This window comes from Streptomyces chromofuscus (assembly GCF_015160875.1).
In the GTDB taxonomy this organism is placed as follows: domain Bacteria; phylum Actinomycetota; class Actinomycetes; order Streptomycetales; family Streptomycetaceae; genus Streptomyces; species Streptomyces chromofuscus.
The window spans coordinates 2,174,162-2,196,757 of record NZ_CP063374.1 but is presented as its reverse complement, the minus strand read 5'-3'; the positions used below and the strand labels follow the sequence as shown (position 1 = coordinate 2,196,757).

Annotated in this window: 17 protein-coding genes; 11 read left to right on the top strand and 6 right to left on the bottom strand. The window is 72.4% G+C overall.

What is annotated here, in order from left to right:
• Window positions 1-6 precede the first annotated feature (6 nt).
• Both IPT68_RS09855 and IPT68_RS09850 read right to left on the bottom strand, forming a co-directional pair.
• Complete coding sequence (locus tag IPT68_RS09855; RefSeq protein ID WP_189697032.1) at window positions 7-2,091, bottom strand: YhgE/Pip family protein; 2,085 nt, start codon at window positions 2,089-2,091, stop codon at window positions 7-9.
• On the bottom strand, window positions 2,063-3,112 hold the full coding sequence (locus tag IPT68_RS09850) for an ABC transporter ATP-binding protein (RefSeq protein WP_189697033.1): 1,050 nt from the start codon (window positions 3,110-3,112) through the stop codon (window positions 2,063-2,065). The genes IPT68_RS09855 and IPT68_RS09850 overlap by 29 nt, the downstream gene beginning before the upstream one ends.
• A gap of 208 nt (window positions 3,113-3,320) precedes the next feature.
• On the opposite strand from IPT68_RS09850, the gene IPT68_RS09845 reads away from it, so the two are divergent.
• The 3 genes from IPT68_RS09845 (at window position 3,321) to IPT68_RS09835 (ending at window position 5,542) form a co-directional block, all read left to right on the top strand.
• Complete coding sequence (locus IPT68_RS09845) at window positions 3,321-3,839, top strand: SAV_6107 family HEPN domain-containing protein (RefSeq protein ID WP_189697034.1); 519 nt, start codon at window positions 3,321-3,323, stop codon at window positions 3,837-3,839.
• A 204-nt stretch (window positions 3,840-4,043) separates the two neighbouring features.
• Window positions 4,044-4,871 carry a class I SAM-dependent methyltransferase gene (locus tag IPT68_RS09840; RefSeq protein WP_189697035.1) on the top strand — a complete coding sequence of 276 codons (828 nt, stop codon included), beginning with the start codon at window positions 4,044-4,046 and terminating at the stop codon, window positions 4,869-4,871.
• Window positions 4,872-5,146: 275 nt separating this feature from the next.
• Window positions 5,147-5,542, top strand: a complete 396-nt coding sequence (locus IPT68_RS09835) for a DUF3040 domain-containing protein (RefSeq protein ID WP_189697036.1) — start codon at window positions 5,147-5,149, stop codon at window positions 5,540-5,542.
• Between the two features lie 209 nt (window positions 5,543-5,751).
• On the opposite strand, the gene IPT68_RS09830 is transcribed toward IPT68_RS09835, so the two are convergent.
• The 4 genes from IPT68_RS09830 to IPT68_RS09815 all read right to left on the bottom strand — a co-directional run bounded on the left by IPT68_RS09830 (window position 5,752) and on the right by IPT68_RS09815 (window position 11,450).
• Entirely contained in the window at window positions 5,752-8,250 is a 2,499-nt protein-coding gene (locus IPT68_RS09830; protein WP_189697037.1) for a transglutaminase TgpA family protein, read from the bottom strand.
• Window positions 8,247-9,623 carry a DUF58 domain-containing protein gene (locus IPT68_RS09825; protein WP_189697038.1) on the bottom strand — a complete coding sequence of 459 codons (1,377 nt, stop codon included), beginning with the start codon at window positions 9,621-9,623 and terminating at the stop codon, window positions 8,247-8,249. Before IPT68_RS09825 ends, IPT68_RS09830 begins: the two co-directional genes overlap by 4 nt.
• The gene (locus IPT68_RS09820; RefSeq protein ID WP_189697039.1) at window positions 9,623-10,660 is read right to left on the bottom strand and encodes an AAA family ATPase; all 1,038 of its coding nucleotides are present in this window, start codon (window positions 10,658-10,660) and stop codon (window positions 9,623-9,625) included. The genes IPT68_RS09825 and IPT68_RS09820 overlap by 1 nt, the downstream gene beginning before the upstream one ends.
• A 241-nt stretch (window positions 10,661-10,901) precedes the next feature.
• Complete coding sequence (locus IPT68_RS09815; protein ID WP_373300513.1) at window positions 10,902-11,450, bottom strand: beta-class carbonic anhydrase; 549 nt, start codon at window positions 11,448-11,450, stop codon at window positions 10,902-10,904.
• Between the two features lie 417 nt (window positions 11,451-11,867).
• On the opposite strand from IPT68_RS09815, the gene rsmH reads away from it, so the two are divergent.
• The 8 genes from rsmH to ftsW all read left to right on the top strand — a co-directional run bounded on the left by rsmH (window position 11,868) and on the right by ftsW (window position 22,595).
• Window positions 11,868-12,824: a 16S rRNA (cytosine(1402)-N(4))-methyltransferase RsmH gene (gene rsmH / locus IPT68_RS09810; protein WP_189697041.1), complete on the top strand. Its 957-nt coding sequence runs from the start codon at window positions 11,868-11,870 to the stop codon at window positions 12,822-12,824.
• A 66-nt stretch (window positions 12,825-12,890) separates the two neighbouring features.
• Window positions 12,891-13,496 (top strand): FtsB family cell division protein, encoded by a 606-nt coding sequence (locus IPT68_RS09805; protein WP_189697042.1) that lies wholly within the window; start codon window positions 12,891-12,893, stop codon window positions 13,494-13,496.
• Window positions 13,497-13,501: 5 nt separating this feature from the next.
• A complete protein-coding gene (locus IPT68_RS09800) occupies window positions 13,502-15,460 on the top strand; it encodes a peptidoglycan D,D-transpeptidase FtsI family protein (protein WP_373300515.1) in 1,959 nt (652 codons plus the stop codon).
• Between the two features lie 205 nt (window positions 15,461-15,665).
• Entirely contained in the window at window positions 15,666-17,186 is a 1,521-nt protein-coding gene (locus IPT68_RS09795) for a UDP-N-acetylmuramoyl-L-alanyl-D-glutamate--2,6-diaminopimelate ligase (RefSeq protein WP_189697044.1), read from the top strand.
• A gap of 28 nt (window positions 17,187-17,214) precedes the next feature.
• A complete protein-coding gene (locus IPT68_RS09790; protein WP_189697045.1) occupies window positions 17,215-18,630 on the top strand; it encodes a UDP-N-acetylmuramoyl-tripeptide--D-alanyl-D-alanine ligase in 1,416 nt (471 codons plus the stop codon).
• Complete coding sequence (mraY, locus tag IPT68_RS09785) at window positions 18,630-19,721, top strand: phospho-N-acetylmuramoyl-pentapeptide-transferase (RefSeq protein WP_189697088.1); 1,092 nt, start codon at window positions 18,630-18,632, stop codon at window positions 19,719-19,721. Before IPT68_RS09790 ends, mraY begins: the two co-directional genes overlap by 1 nt.
• A complete protein-coding gene (gene murD / locus IPT68_RS09780) occupies window positions 19,703-21,133 on the top strand; it encodes a UDP-N-acetylmuramoyl-L-alanine--D-glutamate ligase (RefSeq protein ID WP_189697046.1) in 1,431 nt (476 codons plus the stop codon). The genes mraY and murD overlap by 19 nt, the downstream gene beginning before the upstream one ends.
• Window positions 21,134-21,236: 103 nt before the next feature.
• Window positions 21,237-22,595, top strand: a complete 1,359-nt coding sequence (gene ftsW / locus IPT68_RS09775) for a putative lipid II flippase FtsW (RefSeq protein ID WP_189697047.1) — start codon at window positions 21,237-21,239, stop codon at window positions 22,593-22,595.
• The last annotated feature ends 1 nt before the right edge of the window (window position 22,596 follow it).

Here is a 22,596-nt window from a genome sequence, read left to right as displayed (position 1 = left end):
GGGAGGTCACAGGCTCAGCTCCGGGTGCAGCCGGTCCAGCGTCCACACCTGGCGGCGGCGGGCCGACAGCGCGGTCAGCGCGAGGGCGCCCACGGTGAACGCGGCCAGCACCGCGCACGCCTGCCACACGGGACCGAGCCCACCGCCCGTGATGAGCCTCCTGAGCGCCTCGACGACGTAGCTCATCGGCAGGAACGGATGCAGCGCGTTGAAGAAGCCCGGACTGGTCTGCACGGGGTACGTGCCGCCCGCGGACGTCAGCTGCAGCATCAGCAGGGCGAGCACCAGGATGCGGCCGGCGGCGCCGAAGCGCGCGTTCAGCCACTGGACGATCGCCGCGAAGCACGCCGTCACCAGGAACAGGAAGCCCACCGTCCCGGCCGCCCGTGCCATCTCCAGGCCGACCGCCCAGTGCAGCACCGACATCAGGGCCACCGTCTGGAGCACGCCGATCGCCAGCACCGGCAGCCAGCCCGCCGACGCGATGCGCCAGGCCGACGCGCCGGTGGCCAGCGCCCGCCGGTTGAGCGGCGGGATCAGCATGTACGCCACCATCGCGCCCACCCACAGGGACAGCGGGATGAAGTACGGGGCGAAGCCGGTGCCGTAGTTGGGCGCCTCGTGCAGGGACCTGGAGGCCAGCTGGACCGGGTCCGCCATGACCTCGGTGCGTGCGTCGCGCTGCTGCTGGTCGTAGTCGGGGATCTGCTCGGCGCCGTCGTGCAGCCCGTCCGCGAGCTTCACGGAGCCGTCGACGAGCTTGTACATGCCCCCGCTCAGGTCGTCCGCGCCCGTCTTGAGCTCGCCGACGCCCTTGTCGAGGTCCTCGGCGCCGGTCCGTGCGGTGCCCAGCCCCGCGTGCAGGGTCCTGGCGCCCGTGGCGACCTTCCCGGCCCCCGCGTTCAGCTTGTTGATCTTCGCGACGGCCTCGTCGAGGTCCTCCGAGAGGTGCGGCGCGTCCTTGGCGAGCGCCCGGGCCTGCTCCTCCAGGGTGGCGAGATGCCCGTCGAGCTCGTTCAGGTCGCCGTCGTAGTCGACGATCAGGGTGTTGAGGTCGTCCGCGATCGTCGCGACGTCGGCGGCCGAGTCCGCGGCCTTCTTCAGGTCGGGGCAGGCCGGATCGGGCAGTACGCCGGTTCCGCAGCGCCGCTCGTGGACGTCGCTCAGCGTGTCGGAGGCCAGGTGGGCGCCCTGCGCGGCGGCCGGGGCCCGCCGCACCAGCGTGTCCAGGTTGTCGCGGATCGCGGCGGCCGAGTCGGCGACCAGCAGCGCCGTGTCACCGATGGTCTTCTCGTTGGCCTCCAGGAAGGGTCCGAGCTTGTCCGCGATCCCGTTGACCTGGTCGGCGAGCGCCTGCGTACCCTCCGCGACCCGCGCCGAACCGTTCTCCAGGTCGCCCGCGCCCTTGGTGAGTTTCGTCAGTCCCGTGGAGAGGTCCCCGCTGCCGTCCTTGGCGTCCTTCAGGCCGTCGGCGAGGTCCTTGGAGCCCTGCTCGGCCGTACCGATGCCGCTCTTGAGCTTGTCGGCCCCGCCGGCCGCCTTCATGGTCTCGCCGTGGATGTCGGAGAACGAGATGAAGATCCGGTCCAGGAAGGACCGCGACGCCTTTGTGGACGCCGCCGTGCGCACTTCGCTGAACACCGTCCGTGAGATCTGCCCGACGATGTAGTTGTTCGCGTCGTTCGTACGGACCTGGAGCGCGCCCGTCTCGGGGGAGTCGCCCGAGCTGGAGGCGATGCGTTCGCTGAAGTCGGCCGGCAGGGTCAGCGACAGGTAGTACGTGCCCTCCTCGACGCCCGCGCGCGCCTCCTCGGCGCTCACCTCGTGCCAGTCGAAGACCTCGCTGTCCCGCAGCCCGGCCACGATGTCGTCGCCCGCCTCGACCTTCCTGCCGTCGGCGGTCGCGCCCCTGTCGTCGTTCACCAGCGCCACGGGGAGCCGGTCGAGACGGCCGTACGGGTCCCAGAAGGACCACAGGTACAGCGCGCCGTACAGCAGCGGCAGCAGCAGGAGCGCCACCAGGGCGGCCCGGGGCAGCTTCCCCCGTCCGAACCGCCGCAGCTCAAGCGCGGCCAGTCTCGGCGAACGCATCCGCCGCCTCCATCTCGTCGTCGTGTGCCACCTGGCCGTCACGGCGGTTCCGACTGTCCCGGCCGTCCTCGTGGTCCCCGCCGTCCCCGTGGTCCCCGTCGTCCTGGCGGTTCGGTCGGTCCTGGCGGTCCCGGCCGTGACGGTGGTCCCGGTCGCCGGGTACGCCCCCGCTGTCGGCCCCCTCGGTGTCTTCGTTCACGCCACCGGCCGCTCCCTCGGACTCGGCCGCTGCGCCGCCGCCACCCGGCTCGGGTACGTCCTGGGTCCCGTCACCGCCCGGTCCGCACGCGTCGCGTCCCGTTTCCTCGGGCACGTCCCCGCGGGCCCGCTCCGGGGACACCGCCACGGCGTCCCCTGGAGCCTCGCTGCACACCGCCAGTACCGTCGTCCCGGCCTCGGCGAGCGACCTCAGCAGCGCCCAGATCTCGGCCCGCCCGGCGTCGGACAGCTTCAGGTCGGTGTCGTCGACGCCGAGCAGCCGCGGGCGCCCGACGAGCGCCAGCGCGACGGACAGCCGCAGCGCCTCCACGCGCTCCAGGTCCCGTACGGCGGTCCGGGAGCCCTTGGGCAGGGCCTCCCGGTCGAGTCCGGCGGCGGTCAGGGCGGCGTCGATCCGCAGCCGTGCCTCGCGCACGCGTTCAGCGCGCGGTCGCAGCAGTCCCCGCGGCGAGCCGCCGAAACGGCGCTCAAGCAGCGCCCGTTCGCGCAGGTGCTCCCCGACGGTCAGGGCCGGGTCGAGGTCGGTGACGCCGGGGACATGGGCGAGCGCGCTGACCCGTCTCAGGGCCGCCATCTGCTTCGGCAGCCGGACGTCTCCGACCACCGCCGTCCCCTCGGTCGCCTTCATCCGTCCGGTGAGCGCGAGCAGCAGGCTCGTGCGGCCCGAACCGGACGGGCCCTCGATCGCGATCAGCGAGCCGGGCTCCGCGCTGAAGGAGACGCGGCGGAAGGCCCAGCCGCGGGGTCCCTTCAGCCCGAAGTCGCGGGCGGAGACGGCGAGTCCCGCCGCGGTTGCCCCCACAAGTGCCCCCAGGTGTTTCCGAGTGGTGCCGGGCCGGACTGTTGCCGGCCGAACTACTTGAACTGACTGGTCAGTGCAAAACTAGCCCGAACCTTCGATCGAAGCAAAAGCCCAGGTCAGAACGGATTGTCAGTGCCATACCTCACGATGGGCACATACGGCACCCCGTGTGAGGGGCTGCCGTCACACAGACGACAGGAGGTTCGTCATGGCCAACTCGTCCGCAGCCGCCGCCCGTCGGCGCCGCGCCACCGGCCCTGCCCCCTCACTGACCGGCCCGGCGAGCGACGTGCACCCCGTGCTCCGCCGGGCCACGGCCCCGCCGGCCGCCCTCGACCTGCTCGCCCAGGCCCGCGCCGGGCTCGACGAGGCAGCAGTCCTCGAGACACCGAACGAGCGCTACGCCACCGCCCATCTCGCCGCCCTGCGCACGGCCGCGGCCGTGCTGGCCGCGCGGGGCCGCCCGGAGTCCAGTCCCCGGCGCCGGGCCCGCATCAGGAGCGCCTGGGAAGTGCTCCCCGAAATAGCGCCCGAGCTCACCGAATGGAGCGCCCTGTTCGCCTCGGGCGCCCGGCGCCGCGCCCTGGCCGAGGCGGGCGTTCAGGGCGCGGCGAGCCGCCGGGACGCCGACGACCTGATACGCGACGTGGCGATGTTCATCCGCCTCGTCGAGCGGATGCTGGTGCTGCAACCGGTCCTCCCGCAGTCCCGGTCCGACGCGGGATGACGGGGCCGGTGCGCCCGACGCGTCCGGCGCCGAACCCACTCGTGGACAGGAGGAACGTGCCGTCAGCGCCGTGACCGGCAGGCGCGCCGGAGGCAATAGGGTGGAAGGCGCCTGAAGCCTTTCCACCCGTGTCCCGGGACCGGGGAGGCAGCCCGTTCGCTCCGCCCCGCACGAGGGCGGTGCCGCGCCGAGGAGTCAACTGCCGTGTCGGACCCGATGCGCCCGCCCGCCTCCCACCACCACTCCCAAGCGGCGTCGCTGCGCTCCGACCCCCCTCGTCCGCGCGCCGCTCTGCGTACCGCCGTGGTCTGGGAGGTGCTCCAGGACGCCCTGGACCGCCGGGTCAAGGCCACGGGCCGGGAGTCGCTGGACGTCCTCGACACCGGGGGCGGCAGCGGCAAGTTCGCCGTGCCCGTCGCCCGGCTCGGCCACCGGGTCACCGTCGTCGACCCCAGTCCGAACGCGCTGTTCGCCCTGGAGCGCCGCACCGCCGAGGCCGGGGTCGCCGACCGCGTGACGGGCGTGCAGGGCGACGCCCACGGCCTGTTCGACGTGGTCGAGCGCGGCGGGTACGACGCGGTGCTGTGCCACGGCGTCCTCGAGTACGTGGACGACCCGGCCGAGGGTGTCCGCAACGCGGTGGCCGCCCTGCGCCCCGGGGGCCTCGTCAGCCTGCTCGCCGCCGGGCTGGGCGGTGCCGTGCTCGCCCGCGCCCTGGCGGGTCACTTCACGGAGGCCAAGCAGGCCCTCGACGACCCGAACGGGCGCTGGGGCTCGGGTGACCCGATGCCACGCCGTTTCACCGCCGAGCAGCTCACCGGCCTGGTCGAGGGCGCGGGCCTCGCAGTCGGCGCCGTGCACGGCGTCCGGGTCTTCGCCGACCTCGTGCCCGGCGTCCTGGTGGACACCGAGCCCGGCGCGATGGACGCGCTGCTCAGGCTGGAGGCCGCCGCGGCCGAGCTTCCCGCGTTTCACGCGGTGGCCACGCAGCTTCACGTGCTCGGTGAGACCAAGGGGTCCGTCGAGGCCTGAGTGACTGGTGCGGCGCGCCGCTGATCAGCGCGTTGGTTGCGGATGGAGTGCGCCACAGGCCCCCCGATCGGGCGCTTCCCGCCGTATGATCGAGGGAGACCGCCCGGCATGACGGGTCGGCCGCCGGGGAATGTGAACCTCAGCGGGCCGGTCCGGCCATGGCGGGTTCCGGTTGGCCAATTGGCGCAGAGGGGCGGGTTTCACGGGGGCGATTCCCTGCCTATCCTGAAGGGACCCCCGGGTCGCCCCGGCGACTGCACGATGAGGAGGACTCCGTGCCGCTCTCAGAGCACGAGCAGCGCATGCTCGAGCAGATGGAGCGAGCGCTGTACGCCGAAGATCCCAAGTTCGCGACAGCGCTTGAGGGAAGCGGGCTGCGTACGTACACCCGGCGACGGGTCTACCAGGCGGTCGCGGGCTTCCTCGTAGGTATCGCGCTCCTCATGGCCGGAATGGTCGCCAAGCAGGTCTGGCTCAGCGTGGTGGGCTTCCTGGTCATGCTGGGTTGCGCTGTACTCGCCGTGACCGGTTGGCGCAAGGCCCCCAAGCCGGGCGAGCAGCCCGCCGCGGGTGGTTCCCACGCCGGCCGTCAAGGACGGCAGCGGCGCTCGATGATGGACCGCATCGAGGAGCGCTGGCAGCGACGCCGTGACGAGCAACAGGGCCACTGATTCCCGACCACAGCTCCCCATGACGCAGTGAGGGTTGCCGCCCACCGGGCGGCAACCCCTCACGCATGCCGTGACCAGCGCACAAGCCGTCGGAACGGCGGACCGGAGACGGCACGGAGCACGGAGCACGGACAACGGAGCAGAGAGCACGAGCAGGGGGCCGGTGCCCGGGCACCGGCCCCCTTGCTTCTGTCCGTCCGTCGCCGGCCTCAGCCGCCGCTCTGCTGACCGGACGGTCGGCGCAGCAGCGCCGCCCTGCCGGCCGCCAGGCGGGCCTTCGCGGCCGCCCACCGGTCGCTGAGGTCCCACAGCGCGCGGACGGCCGAGCGCGGCGCGATCACCGCCCGCAGCCGGGTCCGCCGATCGGCCCGGGAGCGCAGTGCCCCGCGCAGCCGGCGCACGTCGTCGGCCAGCCCGGCCTCCGCACGCGGGTGCGGGGCGAACAGCACCTGTTCCACGGCGCCGGCCACCCGGTGCACCGACCGGGCCGCCGGTTCCCCCAGTTCCCCCAGCCGCACGATCCGCTCGGCCGCCTTGCGCGGGGTCAGCGCGTCGTCCGGCACGATGCCGTAGTCCCAGGCGGTGTCGGTGAGTTCGCGCCAGACCGCCAGCACATGCCCGGCGGCCACCTTGGCGGCGTGCCGCTCGTCCGGCTCCACGGCGAGGGCGTTCACCTCGACGCCGTCGCCGCTGCCCTCACCGCCGCGTTCCCGGCCGAGCACGCCCGGTGACGCCGAGCCGGTGTGCCGGGCCGAGGCCAGCCGCACCGACCGCCGTCTGACCCGCCACAGCATGGGCAGCAGCGGCAGGACGATCACCGCGACCACCAGGAGCGTCCAGCTCGCCGTCTGGTACCAGGGCCGGCCCCCGTCGCCCGTGGAGCCGGGGTCCAGCGGCAGCGCCGCGCCGCACGCCTGGAGCCGGATCTCCTGCGCCGAGCAGCTCGCGCTCGTGGACGGCTCGGCCGAGGTGGCCTCGTCCGCCGGACGCGAGGTCTCCGGCAGGTCGGGGATGTTGTTGCCCGGCACCTCGGGCTGGGTGTAGGGCGGCGTCGATCCCCGGGTCGGCGTCGGCTCGAACCGCGTCCAGCCCACGCCCTCGAAGTACAGCTCGGGCCACGCGTGCGCGTCCCGCAGCCCCACCGCCACGGAGCCGTCGCCCTGCGCCGTACCGGGGGCGAAGCCCACCGCGACCCGGGCCGGTATGCCGAGCGTGCGGGCCATCGACGCCATCGCGAAGGAGAAGTGCACGCAAAAGCCCCGCTTGTCCCGCAGGAAACGGGCGATCGCCTGGGAGCCGCTGCCGACCTCCACCTCGGTGTCGTACTGGAACCCGCCCGTCAGGGCGAAGTACTCCTGGAGCTCGACCGCCTGCTCGTACGGGTTCTTCGCGTCGGCCGTGATGTCCCGGGCCGTGCGCGCCACGACGCCCGGCAGCGAGTCCGGCACCTGGGTGAACTCGCGCAGCAGGGCGGAGGGCGGCTGCGGCGCCGACGCGAGCTGGTCCGCCGTCGGCTGCACGTCGAGGCTGGTCACCTCGTAGGTGGCACCGCGGGTGGTCTGGCCGTGGTCGCCGACGAGCGTCATCCCGACCGGTTCGTACCGCCAGTTGCCGTCGACGTCCACGCCGCTCGGCGGGTACGGCATGGGCAGCCAGTCCTGCGCGTACCAGTCGGCCGCGGCGATGCGGGTGCGTATCTCGGCGCGACGGACGTCCGGGCCCAGGCCGACGGGGGTGGGCAGCTCGTCCGGCACCGCGACGATGTTGCGCCGGGAGGGCTTCCAGGTGGTGCCGTCGAAGTCGTCCAGGGACACGATCCGCAGATACATGGCGGAGAGGTCGTCGGTGCTGGTCCGCAGGGTCATGACCGTGCGGTCCTCGTCGATGTTCAGGCTGTCGCGCAGCGACACGAGCGGGTTCACCGCGGAGATCGTGCCGCCGCCCCCGCCGCCCGTGCCGACGCCCGTCCCGGCGCCGTCCAGCAGGCCGCCGTTCATCGCGGGCAGGGCCAGCGGCACGACCAGGGCCGTGCCCAGCGCGACCACGCCGATCCGCCGTCCCGTGCGCACCGGGGTCACCGGACCGCCCGGCTCCCCGCCCGGCCCGCGCGGCGCCCCGCCGAACACCCGGCCCCACTGCGACAACCGGTTCCGTCCCTCGGCCAGCAGCAGCATCAGATAGCCGACCGCGGCTATCAGGAACCACACCCAGCCGCCGGTGCCGTCGGACAGCCCCGCGGCGACCGAGTACAGCGCGAGCAGCGGCAGGCCGGCCGGGGCCGCGCTGCGGAAGGTCACCGCGAGGACGTCCACCGCCAGCCCGATCACCAGGACACCGCCGACGAGCATCAGCTCGATGCCGGCGGACAGCGGCGCCGGGATCGCGTACCGCCCGACGTCCTGGGTGCCCTGCCGGAGCAGGTCGGCGAAGTGGACGAAGGCGTCGGGGCCGGGGATCAGCCCGATGAGCGCGTAGTCGGAGGCGAAGAGCAGGGTCAGCAGCATCAGCGTGACCAGGGCCTGCACGGCCACCGTCAGCGGGCGGGCCAGCGGCACCCGCCGGGCCGCCGCGCCCACCGCCGTCTGGATCATCAGCAGGACGGCGGCCTGAAGCAACCAGAAGACCTGGTCGACCAGCGGCAGCAGCGCGCACGCGGCCATCAGCGTCGCCGCCGTGGCACACAGCGCCATCCGCGCCTGCCCGCTCATGACCGCCCCTCCCCGTCGCTCCTGCCGCTCGCCGTCACGACGCCCGTGCGCTCGCTCTCCGCCTGGCGCCACAGGTCGTGCAGCGAGGCGTCCCGCGGCACGCGCACGGCCGTCCAGCCGGCCTCGCGCAGCATCCGCAGCCGCTCCTCCTTCTCGTCCAACGGCCCGGGTGCGTCGGCCGGTTCCCGCACCCAGTCCGCGCGGTCCAGGACGAAGGCGAGCGCGCCGCCGGTGCGCTGGCGCATCCTCGCGGCCACCGCGGCCTGCTCCTCGTCGAGATCGCCGAAGAAGGCCACCAGCAGCCCCTCCTGCCCGCCGCGCAGCACGTCGTACGCCCGGGACAGGCCCGTACCGTCGGAATGGTCGATCACCGCGAGGGTGTCCATCATCAGCCCGGCCGCGTCCGCCGACTCCTGGCTCGCGCCCGCGAAACCGTCCGCGCCCTCGCCGGGCACCGAGCTGCCGGTGTCCGTCAACAGCCGTACCGAGAAGCCCCGCTCGAGCATGTGCACCAGCACGGACGCGGTGCCCGCCACCGCCCACTCGAAGGCCGAGTCGGGGCCCGCGCCCTCGAAGGCGACGCCCCGGGTGTCGAGCAGCACCGTGCAGCGGGAGCGCTGCGGCTGCTCCTCGCGGCGCACCATCAGCTCGCCGTAGCGGGCGGTGGAGCGCCAGTGCACGCGGCGCAGGTCGTCGCCGTAGCGGTACCCGCGCGGGATCACGTCGTCCTCGCCGGCCAGCGCCAGCGAGCGCAGCCGTCCGTCGCCGTACCCCTTCGCCTCACCGGTCAGCCGCACCGGCGGCAGCGGCTCCACGCGCGGGATCACCGTCAGGGTGTCGTACGTCGAGAAGGACCGGGTCAGCTCGCACATGCCGAACGGGTCGGTCAGGCGCAGCTGGAGCGGGCCCAGCGGATAGCGGCCGCGCAGATCGGAGCGGACGCGGTAGGACACCTCGCGGCGGCCGCCCGGCTCGACGCGGTCGAGCACGAAACGGGGGCGGGGGCCGAGCACGTACGGCACCCGGTCCTGGAGCATCAGCAGGCCGGTGGGCAGCCGCGAGACGTTGTCCATCCGCAGGTGCACCCGGGTCTCGGCACCGGCGGGCACGCGCCCGGGGGAGAGCCTGCGGCTGGCGGCCACCCGGTAGCGCGTGCGGTACAGCACCGTCGCGCACACCAGGGGCAGCACCGCCAGCAGCAGGCCGACCCGGAGCAGGTCGCTCTGGCCGAGGACGTAGGCGCAGACGGCTGCGGCGACCCCCGCGGCCAGGAAGGAGCGGCCGCGGGTGGTCAGGCCGGCCAGGGCCGTGCGCACGCCCCCCTTGTCACCGCGGTCGGCCTCGGCGGGCGCGGATCCCGCCGCGGTGGTCATCACAGCCTCCGGGGCGGCTGCTGGCCATAGGCCCGGGTGCCGGGTCCGAGGCCGCCGAAAGCGTTCTGCCGGGGCGTCGCCGGGACCGGTGTCCGCTGCAGGATCTCCTGCACCACCTGCTCCGCGGTACGGCGGTTGAGCTGGGCCTGGGCGGTGGGCAGCAGGCGGTGCGCCAGCACGGCCACCGCGAGGGCCTGCACGTCGTCCGGCAGGGCGTACTCCCGGCCGCTGAGGGCCGCCGAAGCCTTCGCCGCGCGCAGCAGGTGCAGCGTCGCGCGCGGGGAGGCGCCGAGTCTGAGGTCGGGGTGGGTGCGGGTGGCGGCGACCAGGTCCACCGCGTAGCGCCGGACGGTGTCGGCGACGTGCACGCCGCGCACCGCCTCGATCAGCTTGACGATGTCGTGCGCGTGCGCGACCGGCTGGAGGTCGTCCAGCGGGTTGACCCCGCCGTGCACGTCGAGCATCTGCAGCTCGGCCTCCGCGCTCGGGTAGCCGATGGAGACGCGGGCCATGAAGCGGTCGCGCTGGGCCTCGGGGAGCGGGTAGGTGCCCTCCATCTCGACCGGGTTCTGCGTGGCGACCACCATGAAGGGGCTGGGCAGCTCGTAGGTCTGTCCGTCGATGGTGACCTGGCGCTCCTCCATCGACTCCAGCAGCGCGGACTGGGTCTTGGGGGAGGCGCGGTTGATCTCGTCGCCGATCACGATCTGGGCGAAGATCGCGCCCGGTTTGAACTCGAAGTCCCGGCGCTGCTGGTCCCAGATGGACACACCGGTGATGTCCGAGGGCAGCAGGTCGGGCGTGAACTGGATGCGCCGCACCGAACAGTCGATGGACCGCGCCAGCGTCTTGGCGAGCATCGTCTTGCCCACTCCGGGGACGTCCTCGATCAGGAGATGCCCCTCGGCCAGCAACACGGTCAGCGAAAGCCGCACGACCTCGGGCTTGCCCTCGATCACTTCCTCCACCGCATCGCGGACCCGATCCACGGTGGCAGTCAGATCAGTGAGGCTCGCTCGATCGTCATAGGTCGTCACCCGGCCCTCCTCGGCCCGTTCTTTCTCACGGGCCGACGCTCTGCGATGCGTATCCGGCCCACCCCGAAACACGGACACCACGCGTGCAAAGTTCCGCGCGACGCCACCACCCGCATTCTTGCCGCCGTTACCGATTCGTGTCACTCGACTGTGGACAACTGGCCGCGATATGTCGGGTCTTACGGCAATTTGTTCTGCCCTGGCCCGGGAATCCCGCAGAACGGGATCCCCGGGTGGCGGATCACGCGGGGTCGATCTCGCGCAGCGAACCCGTCCGGACGTCGAAGACGAAGCCGCGCACGTCGTCGGTGTGCAGCAGGAACGGCGAGGTGCGCACGCGCCGCATGGACTGCCGCACGTCCTGGTCGACGTCCTTGAAGGACTCCACCGCCCATGCCGGGCGCTGGCCGATCTCCACCTCCAGTTCGGTGCGGAAGTCCTCGGTGAGGCTCTCCAGACCGCAGCCGGTGTGGTGAATGAGGACCACGCTGCGGGTGCCGAGCTTGCGCTGGCTGATGGTGAGCGAGCGGATCACGTCGTCGGTGACGACGCCGCCCGCGTTGCGGATGGTGTGGCAGTCGCCGAGGGACAGACCGAGCGCGGCGTGCAGGTCGAGTCGGGCGTCCATGCAGGCCACGACGGCGACCTGGAGGACCGGGCGGGCGTCCATGCCGGGATCCGTGAAGGCGGCCGCGTACCGCTCGTTCGCCTCGACAAGGCGGTCCGTGACGGTGCCGACGCGGGCTATGGCGTCCTCGGGGCCGGCGGGAACCGATGCAGAAGTCGTCATGGTGATGACGGTACTGGTCACCGGCCGTCGGGTCCTGTTGTGAGAGAGGACAAAGAACGTCATCGGCTCATGGTGTGAGGTAACCCACACGCATGGCGCGTATGCGCCCTTGCGAGTGATCCGCACCGGTTCGCGAGGAGCCCGCCGTCGCCGCCGCGACGCGCAGGCCGGTTGATTGACCGCGACAGAGGGTGGACTAAAGTGACGCGAAGCGGGAGGCGAGACTTACCCGCTGCATCGAATTCCCGCAGGATCCCGGCGTGGCCGCCGGGGATCCCCCACGTGCGCGGCGCGTACGTACGGCTCGGCCTCCACCCGCTCCCGGCCGGCTGACGCTTCCGGCGCCGGCAGGCCTCCCCTTCACGAGCGGGCGGGGACCCGGCGGTGCGTACGACCCGCCGGAGCTGAGAGGGCCCCTTGAGCCAGAGTCGACACGTCCCGGTGATGCTCCAGCGGTGCCTGGACCTGTTGGCACCCGCGCTGGAGCGGCCCGGAGCCGTGGCCGTCGACTGCACGCTCGGCCTCGGGGGCCACAGCGAGGCGCTGCTCGCGCGCTTCCCCCAGGTCCGCCTCGTCGCGCTGGACCGGGACAAGGAGGCGCTGCGGCTGTCCGGTGAGCGGCTGGCGCCGTACGGGGAGCGGGCCACTCTGGTGCACGCCGTGTACGACGAGCTGCCCGAGGTGCTGGACCGGCTCGGCATCGCGCGCGTGCAGGGCGTGCTGTTCGACCTCGGGGTCTCCTCCATGCAACTGGACGAGGCCGACCGCGGCTTCGCCTACGCCCAGGACGCCCCGCTCGACATGCGCATGGACCAGACGACCGGCGTCAGCGCCGCCGAGGTCCTCAACACCTACCCGGCCGGTGAGCTGGTGCGAATCCTGCGCGCGTACGGCGAGGAGAAGCAGGCCAAGCGGATCGTGGCCGCCGTGGTGCGCGAGCGCGAGAAGGAGCCGTTCAGCAACAGCGCGCGGCTCGTGGAGCTGATCCGGGACGCGCTGCCGCAGGCCGCCAAGCGCACCGGCGGCAACCCGGCCAAGCGCACCTTCCAGGCCCTGCGCATCGAGGTCAACGGCGAGCTGTCCGTGCTGGAGCGGGCGATCCCGGCGGCGGTGAAGGCGCTGGACGTGGGCGGGCGCATCGCGGTGCTGTCGTACCACTCGCTGGAGGACCGGCTGGTGAAGCAGGTGTTCGCGGCGGGGGCGGCCGGCACCGCGCCGCCCGGGCTGCCGGTGGTGCCCGAGCAGTACCAGCCCCGGCTCAAGCTGCTCACCCGGGGTGCCGAACTTCCCACCGAGGAAGAGGTCGCCGAGAACCGCCGTGCGGCCCCGGCCCGACTGCGCGGGGCCCAGCGGATCAGGGAGGACGTCGAGTGAGGCAGCCGACGGGGCGGGGGACTCGCAGCGCACGCGGGTCCGACATCCGGACGCGGGGGAGGGCGAGTGGGTAGGAAACCCGAACTGAGGGGCAGGGCCGCACGGCTCGCGCAGCTCCTGCCGACCGGGCGGGCCCAGGCCGCCCGGACGCCGTTCGTCCTCCTCGTCGTCCTGCTCCTCGGCGGCGGCCTCATCGGTCTGCTCGTGCTGAACTCCGCGCTCAGCGAAGGGTCGTTCCAACTCGACGACCTGCAGAAGGAGACCAAGAACCTCACCGACGAGGAACAGGCGCTCCAGCGCGACATCGATGCCTACTCCGCCCCCGACGCGCTGCAGCGCCGGGCCCGTGAACTCGGCATGGTCCCCGGCTCCGACCCCGCCTTCCTCGACCCCGACGGCACCGTCAGGGGCGTCCCCTCCCCGGCCGCCGCCGAACCGGCCTCCGCACGCCGCCCCCTCGTCCTCGCGCCCGAGGCGATGCCCACCGGCCTCGCGTCCATCCCGCCCGAGGCCGTCCCCGCCGTCCCGAGCGCCCCCGGCACGGCCCCGGCCACCCCCGGCTCACCCGCGGCCACTCCCACGTCACGCCCGGCCGCCACCTCCGCCACGCCCGACCCCCGCCCGCTCGCCAGCACGCCCGCCCCTCTCCCGACCACACCCTCCGGCAGGTGACGGAAGTGACCGACAGGGAACCGCCGCGTCGCCGCGTGCCCGGACCCGCACGGCCCGATCGCTCCGACGGCCGGCGGCGCCCCGGCCCGGGCGCCCGCCCGGTGCGCCGCCCCGTCCAGCCCCGCTCGGCGCCCCCGCGCGCGATCCGGCTCGGCAGCCCCCGCCCCCGGCTGCGCCTGATCGGCTTCGCGCTGACCCTCGTCCTGCTGGTCTTCGTCGTACGGCTGCTCCAGGTGCAGGCCGTCGACGCCAGCGCCTACGCCGCCAAGGCGCAGGCGAACCGCTACGTCGTGCACACCCTGGCCGCGCAGCGCGGTGAGATCACCGACCGCACCGGCGTGGCCCTGGCGACCAGCGTCGACGCGTACGACATCACCGCCGACCCCACGCTGTTCACCCGCGAGCAGCTGAAGATCGACGACGGGCCCGAGCAGGCGGCGGCGCTGCTCGCGCCGATCCTCGGCCAGGACCAGGCCGACATCACCGACAAGCTCCGCCCCGAGGACGACGAGCTGCGGTACGTCAAGCTCGCCGGACGGCAGACCCCGCAGGTCTGGAAGCAGATCAAGGACCTGCGGACCGCGCTCGCCACCAAGGCGGAGACCGACCCGGGCACCGTCAACGTCCTCGCCGGGGTCCTCGCCGAACCCAGCAGCAAGCGCGTGTACCCCAACGGCGACCTGGCCGCCGGGATACTGGGCTGGGTCAACGCCGACGGCAAGGGCGGCGGCGGTGTCGAGCAGCAACTGAACGAGCAGCTGGCCGGCGAGGACGGCAAGATCCGCTACGCCCAGTCCGGCGGCCTGCAGGTGCCGACCGTCGGCTCCACCGAGACCCCCGCGGTCCCCGGCTCGGACATCGAGCTGACCATCGACCGCGACATCCAGTGGGCCGCGCAGAACGCCATCGCCGAGCAGGTGGAGAAGTCCGACGCCGACCGCGGCTACGTGATCGTGCAGGACACGCGCACCGGAGAGATCCTCGCCATGGCCAACTCGCCCGGCTTCGACCCCAACGACCTCTCCACGGCCGATCCGACCGCCCTGGGCAACGCGGCCCTGCAGGACGCGTACGAACCCGGCTCCACCGCCAAGGTCGTGTCGATGGCCGCCGTCCTGGAGGAGAACGTGGCCACGCCGCAGACGCACGTGGTGGTGCCCAACCGGCTGCACCGGGGCGACCGGCTGTTCAAGGACGACGTCGACCACCCGACCTGGTACCTGACGCTCAACGGCGTGCTCGCCAAGTCCAGCAACATCGGCACCATCCTGGCCACCGGTCAGCTCGGCAGGAACCAGGCCGAGGCCAACCGGGTGCTCCACTCGTACCTGCGCAAGTTCGGCATCGGCGGCTCCACCGGGCTGGACTTCCCCGGCGAGACCAAGGGCATCCTCGCGCCGCCCGACCAGTGGTCGACGTCGCAGCAGTACACGATTCCTTTCGGCCAGGGCGTGTCCATCAACGCCATGCAGGCGGCCTCCGTGTATTCGACCATCGCCAACGGCGGCGTTCGCGTCGAACCCACGCTCGTGCGCGGCGCGAAGGGACCGGACGGACGCTTCACACCCGCCCCGGAGCCCGAGAAGAAGCGGGTGGTGAGCGAGAAGACCGCCACGACGCTGGCCCGGATGCTGGAGTCGGTCGTCGACGACCGGGAGGGCACCGGCACCAAGGCGCGCATCCCCGGCTACCGGGTCGCGGGCAAGACGGGCACCGCCAACCGAGTGGATCCGGCCACCGGCAAGTACCGTGGCTACACCTCGTCGTTCGCCGGATTCGCCCCCGCGGACCAGCCGCGCGTCACCGTCTACTGCGCCATCCAGAACGCCACCAACGGCAGCTACTTCGGCGGCCAGATCTGCGGACCCGTCTACAAGCAGGTGATGGAGTTCGCCCTGAAGACCCTCCAGGTCCCGCCGACCGGGGCCAGGCCCGCGAACCTCCCGGTCACCTTCAAACCCTGATCAGCACCGAGCCGACCGAGCCCCCACGTCCCGAGCAACCGATCAGCACCGAGCACCCCAGGAACCAGCCGTGACAACGACCACCCCCGATCCCGGGAACCAGAGCGCCCCCCGCCCCTCACTTCGCTCCGGAGCGGGTGCGCCCGGTACGCTCACCGCCGTGCCACACGCTGATCAGTCCCAAACCACCCAGAAGGACGTTCCCGTGACGTACCCGGGACCGCCCAGGCCGGAACGGGTCTTCGCCACACCCCTCGCGGAGCTCGCCGACCAGTTGGGTGTCACCGCCCCGCAGGGAACCGCCGAGGTCACGGGCATCACCCACGACTCGCGCGCCGTCCGCCCCGGCGACCTGTACGCCGCCCTGCCCGGCGCCCGCGTGCACGGTGCCGACTTCGTCACCCAGGCCCTCGGCCTCGGCGCCGCCGCCGTGCTGACCGACCCGGCCGGCGTCGAACGCGCCGCCGCGACGGGCCTTCCGGTGCTCACCGTCGACGACCCGCGCGCGCGGATGGGCGAGCTGGCGGCGACGATCTACGGCCACCCCGGCCGCGACCTGCTTCAGATCGGCATCACCGGCACCTCCGGCAAGACCACCACCGCCTATCTCGTCGAGGGCGGCCTGAGCACGGGCCGTTCCGCCGGACTCATCGGCACGGTCGAGACCCGGATCGGCGACGAGCGCATCAAGTCCGAGCGGACCACGCCCGAAGCCACCGACCTGCAGGCCCTGTTCGCCGTGATGCGCGAGCGCGGCGTCGAGGCGGTCGCCATGGAGGTCTCCAGCCACGCGCTGGTCCTCGGCCGCGTCGACGGCTGCGTCTTCGACGTCGCCGTGTTCACCAACCTCAGCCCGGAACACATGGAGTTCCACTCCGACATGGAGGACTACTTCCGGGCCAAGGCGCAGTTGTTCACGCCGGAACGCAGCAGACTCGGCGTGGTCAACGTCGACGACGAGTACGGCCGCAGGCTCGCCCGCGAGGCCGGCGTCCCGGTCGTCACCTACTCCGCCGAGGGCCACCCGGACGCCGACTGGCGCGCCGCGGACGTCGAGGTCGGCCCGCTGGACTCGCCGTTCACCGTGCACGGCCCGGGCGGCGAGCGGATCAGTGCCAGGTCGCCGCTGCCGGGCCCGTTCAACGTGGCGAACACCCTCGCCGCGATCGCCGCCCTCGCCGCCGCCGGCCTCGACCCGCAGACCGCGGCCGACGGCATCGCCGCCGTGCCGGGCGTGCCGGGCCGCCTGGAGCGCGTGGACGCCGGCCAGGACTACCTCGCGGTCGTCGACTACGCCCACAAGACGGACGCCGTCGAGTCCGTCCTCAAGGCGCTCCGCAAGGTCACCAAGGGCCGGCTGCACGTCGTGCTCGGCTGCGGCGGCGACCGGGACACCACCAAGCGCGGCCCCATGGGCGCCGCCGCGGCCCGGCTCTCCGACACGGCCGTGCTGACCTCCGACAACCCCCGTTCCGAGGACCCCCTCGCGATCCTCGCCACCATGCTGGAGGGCGCGGCGACGGTGCCCGCGCACGAACGCGGCGAGGTGCTGCTCTTCGAGGACCGGGCCGCCGCCATCGCCGCCGCCGTCGGCCGGGCGCGGCCCGGGGACACCGTGCTGGTCGCGGGCAAGGGCCACGAGCAGGGCCAGGACATCGCCGGCGTGGTCCGTCCGTTCGACGACCGCCAGGTGCTGCGCGAAGCAATCCAGAAAACCCAGGGATGAAAATCCAGAAGATCCAGGGGATGAACTTGTGATCGCCCTCTCTCTCGCCGAGATCGCAGAAGTCGTCGGCGGGCAGACGCACGACATACCGGATCCGTCGGCCCAGGTGACCGGACCGGTCGTCCGGGACTCCCGGGAGGTCGCGCCCGGCAGCCTGTTCGCCGCCTTCGTCGGTGAACGCGTGGACGGCCACGACTTCGCGGCACAGGTCGTCGAGGCGGGCGCGGTCGCGGTACTCGCGTCGCGCCCCGTCGGCGTGCCCGCGATCGTCGTGGACGACGTCCAGACGGCCCTCGGCGCCCTCGCCCGGCACGTCGTGCGCACGCTCGGCACCACCCTCGTGGCGCTCACCGGCTCCGCGGGCAAGACCAGCACCAAGGACCTGATCGCGCAGGTGCTCCAGCGCAAGGGGCCGACGGTGTGGACGCCCGGATCGTTCAACAACGAGATCGGGCTGCCGCTGACCGCGCTCAGCGCCACCGAGGAAACCCGGTTCCTGGTGCTGGAGATGGGCGCGCGCGGCATCGGCCACATCCGGTACCTCACCGGCCTGACACCCCCGAGGATCGGCCTGGTGCTCAACGTCGGGACCGCGCACATCGGCGAGTTCGGCGGCCGCGAGCAGATCGCGCAGGCCAAGGGCGAACTCGTCGAGGCGCTTCCGTCGGCGGAGGACGGCGGCGCGGCGATCCTCAACGCCGACGACCCCCTCGTACGGGCCATGGCGTCGCGTACCAAGGCGAAGGTGCTCCTCTTCGGAGAGGCCGACGAAGCGGACGTACGGGCCGAGAACGTGCGCATGACGGACTCCGGACGCCCCTCTTTCACCCTTCACACACCCTCCGGGTGCAGTGATGTGACCATGCGCCTGTACGGTGAGCACCACGTGTCGAACGCGCTCGCCGCGGCCGCCGTCGCCCATGAGCTGGGCATGTCCGCGGAAGAGATCGCCACCGCGCTCTCCGAGGCAGGCTCCCTCTCCCGCTGGCGCATGGAGGTCACCGAGCGCCCGGACGGCGTGACGGTCGTCAACGACGCCTACAACGCGAACCCCGAGTCCATGCGGGCCGCTCTGCGCGCCCTGGTGGCCATGGGCAAGGGGCGGCGGACGTGGGCGGTGCTCGGCAAGATGGCCGAGCTCGGGGACGAGGCGCTCGCCGAGCACGACGCGGTCGGACGGCTCGCCGTCCGGCTCAACGTCAGCAAGCTCGTCGCGGTCGGGGGCAGGGAAGCCGCCTGGCTGCAACTGGGCGCATATAACGAGGGTTCGTGGGGTGAGGAGTCGGTGCACGTGTCCGACGCACAGGCGGCGGTCGACCTGTTGCGCAGCGAGTTGCGTCCGGGGGACGTCGTCCTCGTGAAGGCGTCCCGTTCGGTCGGCCTGGAGAGCGTCGCAGAGGCGCTGCTCGCCACGGGTGCCGAGGGTGAGGTTGCCGCCCGATGATGAAGCAGATCCTGTTCGCAGGAGTCATTGGCCTCTTCCTGACGCTGATCGGCACCCCGCTGCTGATCAAACTCCTGGCGCGCAAGGGCTACGGTCAGTACATCCGCGACGACGGTCCCCGGGAGCACGCCAGCAAGCGCGGTACGCCCACCATGGGTGGCATCGCCTTCATCCTGGCGACGATCGCCGCGTACTTCCTGGCGAAGATGATCACCGGCTACCTCGACCCGGAGGCGGACGCGGCGCCGACCTTCTCCGGGCTGCTGGTGCTCGGCCTGATGGCCGGCATGGGCCTGGTCGGCTTCCTGGACGACTACATCAAGATCGTCAAGCGGCGTTCGCTGGGTCTGCGGGCCAAGGCGAAGATGGCCGGCCAGCTCATCGTCGGTATCGCCTTCGCGGTGCTGTCACTTCAGTTCGCGGACAACCGCGGCAACACCCCGGCCTCCACCAAGCTGTCGTTCATCACCGACTTCGGCTGGTCGATCGGCCCGGTGCTGTTCGTGATCTGGGCGCTGTTCATGATCCTCGCGATGTCGAACGGCGTGAACCTCACCGACGGTCTCGACGGCCTCGCCACCGGCGCCTCCGTGCTGGTCTTCGGCGCCTACACCTTCATCGGCGTCTGGCAGTTCCAGGAGTCCTGCGCCAACGCGCAGACCCTGACCAACCCGGGCGCCTGTTACGAGGTCCGCGATCCGCTCGACCTCGCGGTGGTCGCCTCCGCGCTGATGGGCGCCTGCCTCGGCTTCCTGTGGTGGAACACCTCACCGGCCAAGATCTTCATGGGTGACACCGGTTCGCTGGCGCTCGGCGGTGTCCTCGCCGGTCTGGCCATCTGCTCCCGCACGGAGCTGCTGCTGGCCATCCTCGGCGGCCTGTTCGTGCTCATCACCATGTCGGTGGTCATCCAGGTCGGCTCCTTCCGCCTCACCGGCAAGCGGGTCTTCCGGATGGCGCCACTGCAGCACCACTTCGAACTCAAGGGCTGGTCCGAAGTCCTCGTCGTGGTCCGCTTCTGGATCATTCAGGGCATCTGTGTCATCGTCGGACTGGGCCTCTTCTACGCGGGATGGGCAGCGGAAAAGTGACCTCCTCGGAGCTCAAGGGCAAGCACGTCACCGTCGCCGGGCTCGGCGTCTCCGGCGTCCCGGCGGCCAAGGTCCTGCACGGCCTCGGCGCGCACGTCACCGTCGTCAACGACGGCGCCGACGAGCGCGCCCGGGCCCAGGCCGCCGAGCTGGAGGCGCTCGGTGTCACCGTCCGCCTCGGCGACGGGGAGACGCTGCCCGAGGGCACCGAGCTGATCGTCACCGCGCCCGGCTGGAAGCCGGACAAGCCGCTGTTCACGGCGGCGGCCGAGGCGGGCGTCCCCGTCTGGGGCGACGTCGAACTGGCCTGGCGGCTGCGCGGCCCCGACGCGGCCCCCTGGCTCGCCGTCACCGGCACCAACGGCAAGACGACGACCGTGCAGATGCTGGCCTCGATCCTGCGGGCGGCCGGGCTGCGCACCGCCGCCGTCGGCAACATCGGCGTCTCGCTGCTGGACGCGGTGCTGGGCGAGGAGCCGTACGACGTCCTCGCCGTCGAGCTGTCCAGCTACCAACTGCACTGGGCGCCCTCGCTGCGCGCCCACTCCGCCGCCGTGCTCAACCTCGCGCCCGACCACCTCGACTGGCACGGCTCCATGGAGGCGTACGCCGCCGACAAGGGCCGTGTCTACGAAGGGAATCGGGTCGCCTGCGTCTACAACGCGGCGGACAAGGCCACCGAGGACCTGGTGCGCGCGGCAGACGTCGAGGAGGGCTGCCGGGCCGTCGGCTTCACGCTCGGCACGCCGGCGCCGTCCCAACTCGGCGTCGTGGACGGCATCCTGGTCGACCGTGCCTTCGTCGAGGACCGGCACAGGAACGCCCAGGAGCTCGCCGAGGTCGGCGACGTCAACCCGCCGGCTCCGCACAACATCGCCAACGCCCTTGCGGCGGCGGCCCTCGCGCGCGCGTACGGCGTGCCCGCCCAGGCCGTCCGGGACGGGCTGCGCGCCTTCACCCCCGACGCCCACCGCATCGCGCACGTCGCCGAGGTGGACGGGGTGGCGTACGTCGACGACTCCAAGGCCACCAACACCCATGCCGCCGAGGCCTCGTTGGCGGCGTACGACTCGATCGTGTGGATCGCGGGCGGGCTGGCCAAGGGCGCGACCTTCGACGAGCTGGTCGCCAAGTCGGCGAAGCGGCTTCGCGGGGCGGTCCTCATCGGCGCCGATCGCGCCCTGATCCGTGAAGCCCTGGCGCGACACGCCCCGGAAGTACCCGTCGTCGACCTCGACCGGACCGACACTGGGGCGATGCTCGCGGCTGTCCGGGAGGCATGGCGCCTCGCCGTCACCGGCGACACGGTGCTTCTGGCACCTGCCTGTGCCTCCATGGACATGTTCGCCAACTACAACAAGCGAGGAGACGCGTTCGCGGAGGCGGTCCGCGAACTCGGCGCGGGCGCCTGACGGCGGTCTCGGCCACGGCGGGTGCTTTGGGACCCTTGAAGGGACGGGTGACTCGGATGTGGCTCGGGTGTGACCGGCGGCCGGCCGCCGGAGGGAGCCGGTGATGTCCGGCAGCCGTACGGGACGTCCGCCGGTTCCGCGGACCGTCCGCGCGCCCGCCGCTCCCCGGCCGCCGCGCGAGAACCCCTTCGTACGGTTCTCCACGCGCGCACGAAGGGCCTGGGACCGGCCCCTGACGGCGTACTACCTCATCCTCGGCGGCAGCCTGCTGATCACCGTGCTGGGCCTGGTGATGGTCTACTCGGCCTCCCAGATCACCGCCCTGCAGATGTCCCTGCCGGGGTCGTACTTCTTCCGCAAGCAGATGCTGGCCGCCGTCATCGGCGGGGTGCTGCTGTACGTCGCCTGCCGGATGCCGGTGAAGCTGCACCGCGCGCTGGCCTATCCGATCCTGGCGGGTGCCGTCTTCCTGATGGCGCTGGTGCAGGTGCCGGGGATAGGGATGGCCGTCAACGGCAACCAGAACTGGATCGCCCTCGGGGGCTCGTTCCAGATCCAGCCCAGCGAGTTCGGCAAGCTCGCCCTGGTGCTGTGGGGTGCCGATCTGCTCGCCCGCAAGCAGGACCGCAACCTGCTCGCGCAGTGGAAGCACATGCTGGTGCCGCTGGTGCCGGTCGCTTTCCTGCTGCTCGGCCTGATCATGCTCGGCGGCGACATGGGCACCGCGATCATCCTGACGGCCGTCCTGTTCGGTCTGTTGTGGCTGGCGGGCGCCCCGACCCGGCTGTTCGTCGGCGTGCTGGGGGTCGCCGCGCTGCTCGGCACGATCCTCATCCAGAGCAGTTCCAACCGGCTGGACCGGTTCCGCTGCATCGGTGCCACCGAGATGGGCCCCGACGGCTCCTGCTGGCAGGCGGTGCACGGCATCTACGCCCTCGCCTCCGGCGGGCTCTTCGGTTCCGGGCTCGGCGCAAGTGTGGAAAAATGGGGTCAACTACCCGAAGCGCACACGGACTTCATCTTCGCGGTCACCGGTGAGGAACTGGGCCTGGCGGGGACGCTGTCGGTGCTCGCCCTCTTCGCCGCTCTAGGCTATGCGGGCATCCGCGTGGCCGGACGCACGGAGGACCCCTTCGTCAGGTATGCCGCGGGAGGCGTGACCACCTGGATCACGGCCCAGGCCGTGATCAACATCGGTGCGGTGCTCGGCCTGCTGCCGATCGCCGGTGTCCCGCTCCCGCTGTTCTCCTACGGAGGATCCGCCCTGCTGCCGACCATGTTCGCCATCGGGCTCATGATCGCCTTCGCGCGCGACGAGCCCGCTGCGCGGGCGGCGCTTGCGATGCGGCAACCCCGCTTTGGTAGAAAGCGGGGGACTGGGGGTACTGCGTCGAACCGTAGTCCCCGGAGTTGGAACACGATGCGACGGCGCGCCACGGCGCGCTCGTCCGGAGAGCGGTGAA

Excerpts from the sequence above, each read along its gene's own strand:
- murD (WP_189697046.1), top strand. The coding sequence starts at position 19,703 with ATGGGCAGCGGAAAAGTGACCTCCTCGGAGCTCAAGGGCAAGCACGTC.
- ftsW (WP_189697047.1), top strand. The coding sequence starts at position 21,237 with ATGTCCGGCAGCCGTACGGGACGTCCGCCGGTTCCGCGGACCGTCCGC.
- mraY (WP_189697088.1), top strand. The coding sequence starts at position 18,630 with ATGAAGCAGATCCTGTTCGCAGGAGTCATTGGCCTCTTCCTGACGCTG.
- IPT68_RS09830 (WP_189697037.1), bottom strand. The coding sequence starts at position 8,250 with ATGAGCGGGCAGGCGCGGATGGCGCTGTGTGCCACGGCGGCGACGCTG.
- IPT68_RS09815 (WP_373300513.1), bottom strand. The coding sequence starts at position 11,450 with ATGACGACTTCTGCATCGGTTCCCGCCGGCCCCGAGGACGCCATAGCC.
- IPT68_RS09845 (WP_189697034.1), top strand. The coding sequence starts at position 3,321 with ATGGCCAACTCGTCCGCAGCCGCCGCCCGTCGGCGCCGCGCCACCGGC.
- IPT68_RS09825 (WP_189697038.1), bottom strand. The coding sequence starts at position 9,623 with ATGACCACCGCGGCGGGATCCGCGCCCGCCGAGGCCGACCGCGGTGAC.
- IPT68_RS09855 (WP_189697032.1), bottom strand. The coding sequence starts at position 2,091 with ATGCGTTCGCCGAGACTGGCCGCGCTTGAGCTGCGGCGGTTCGGACGG.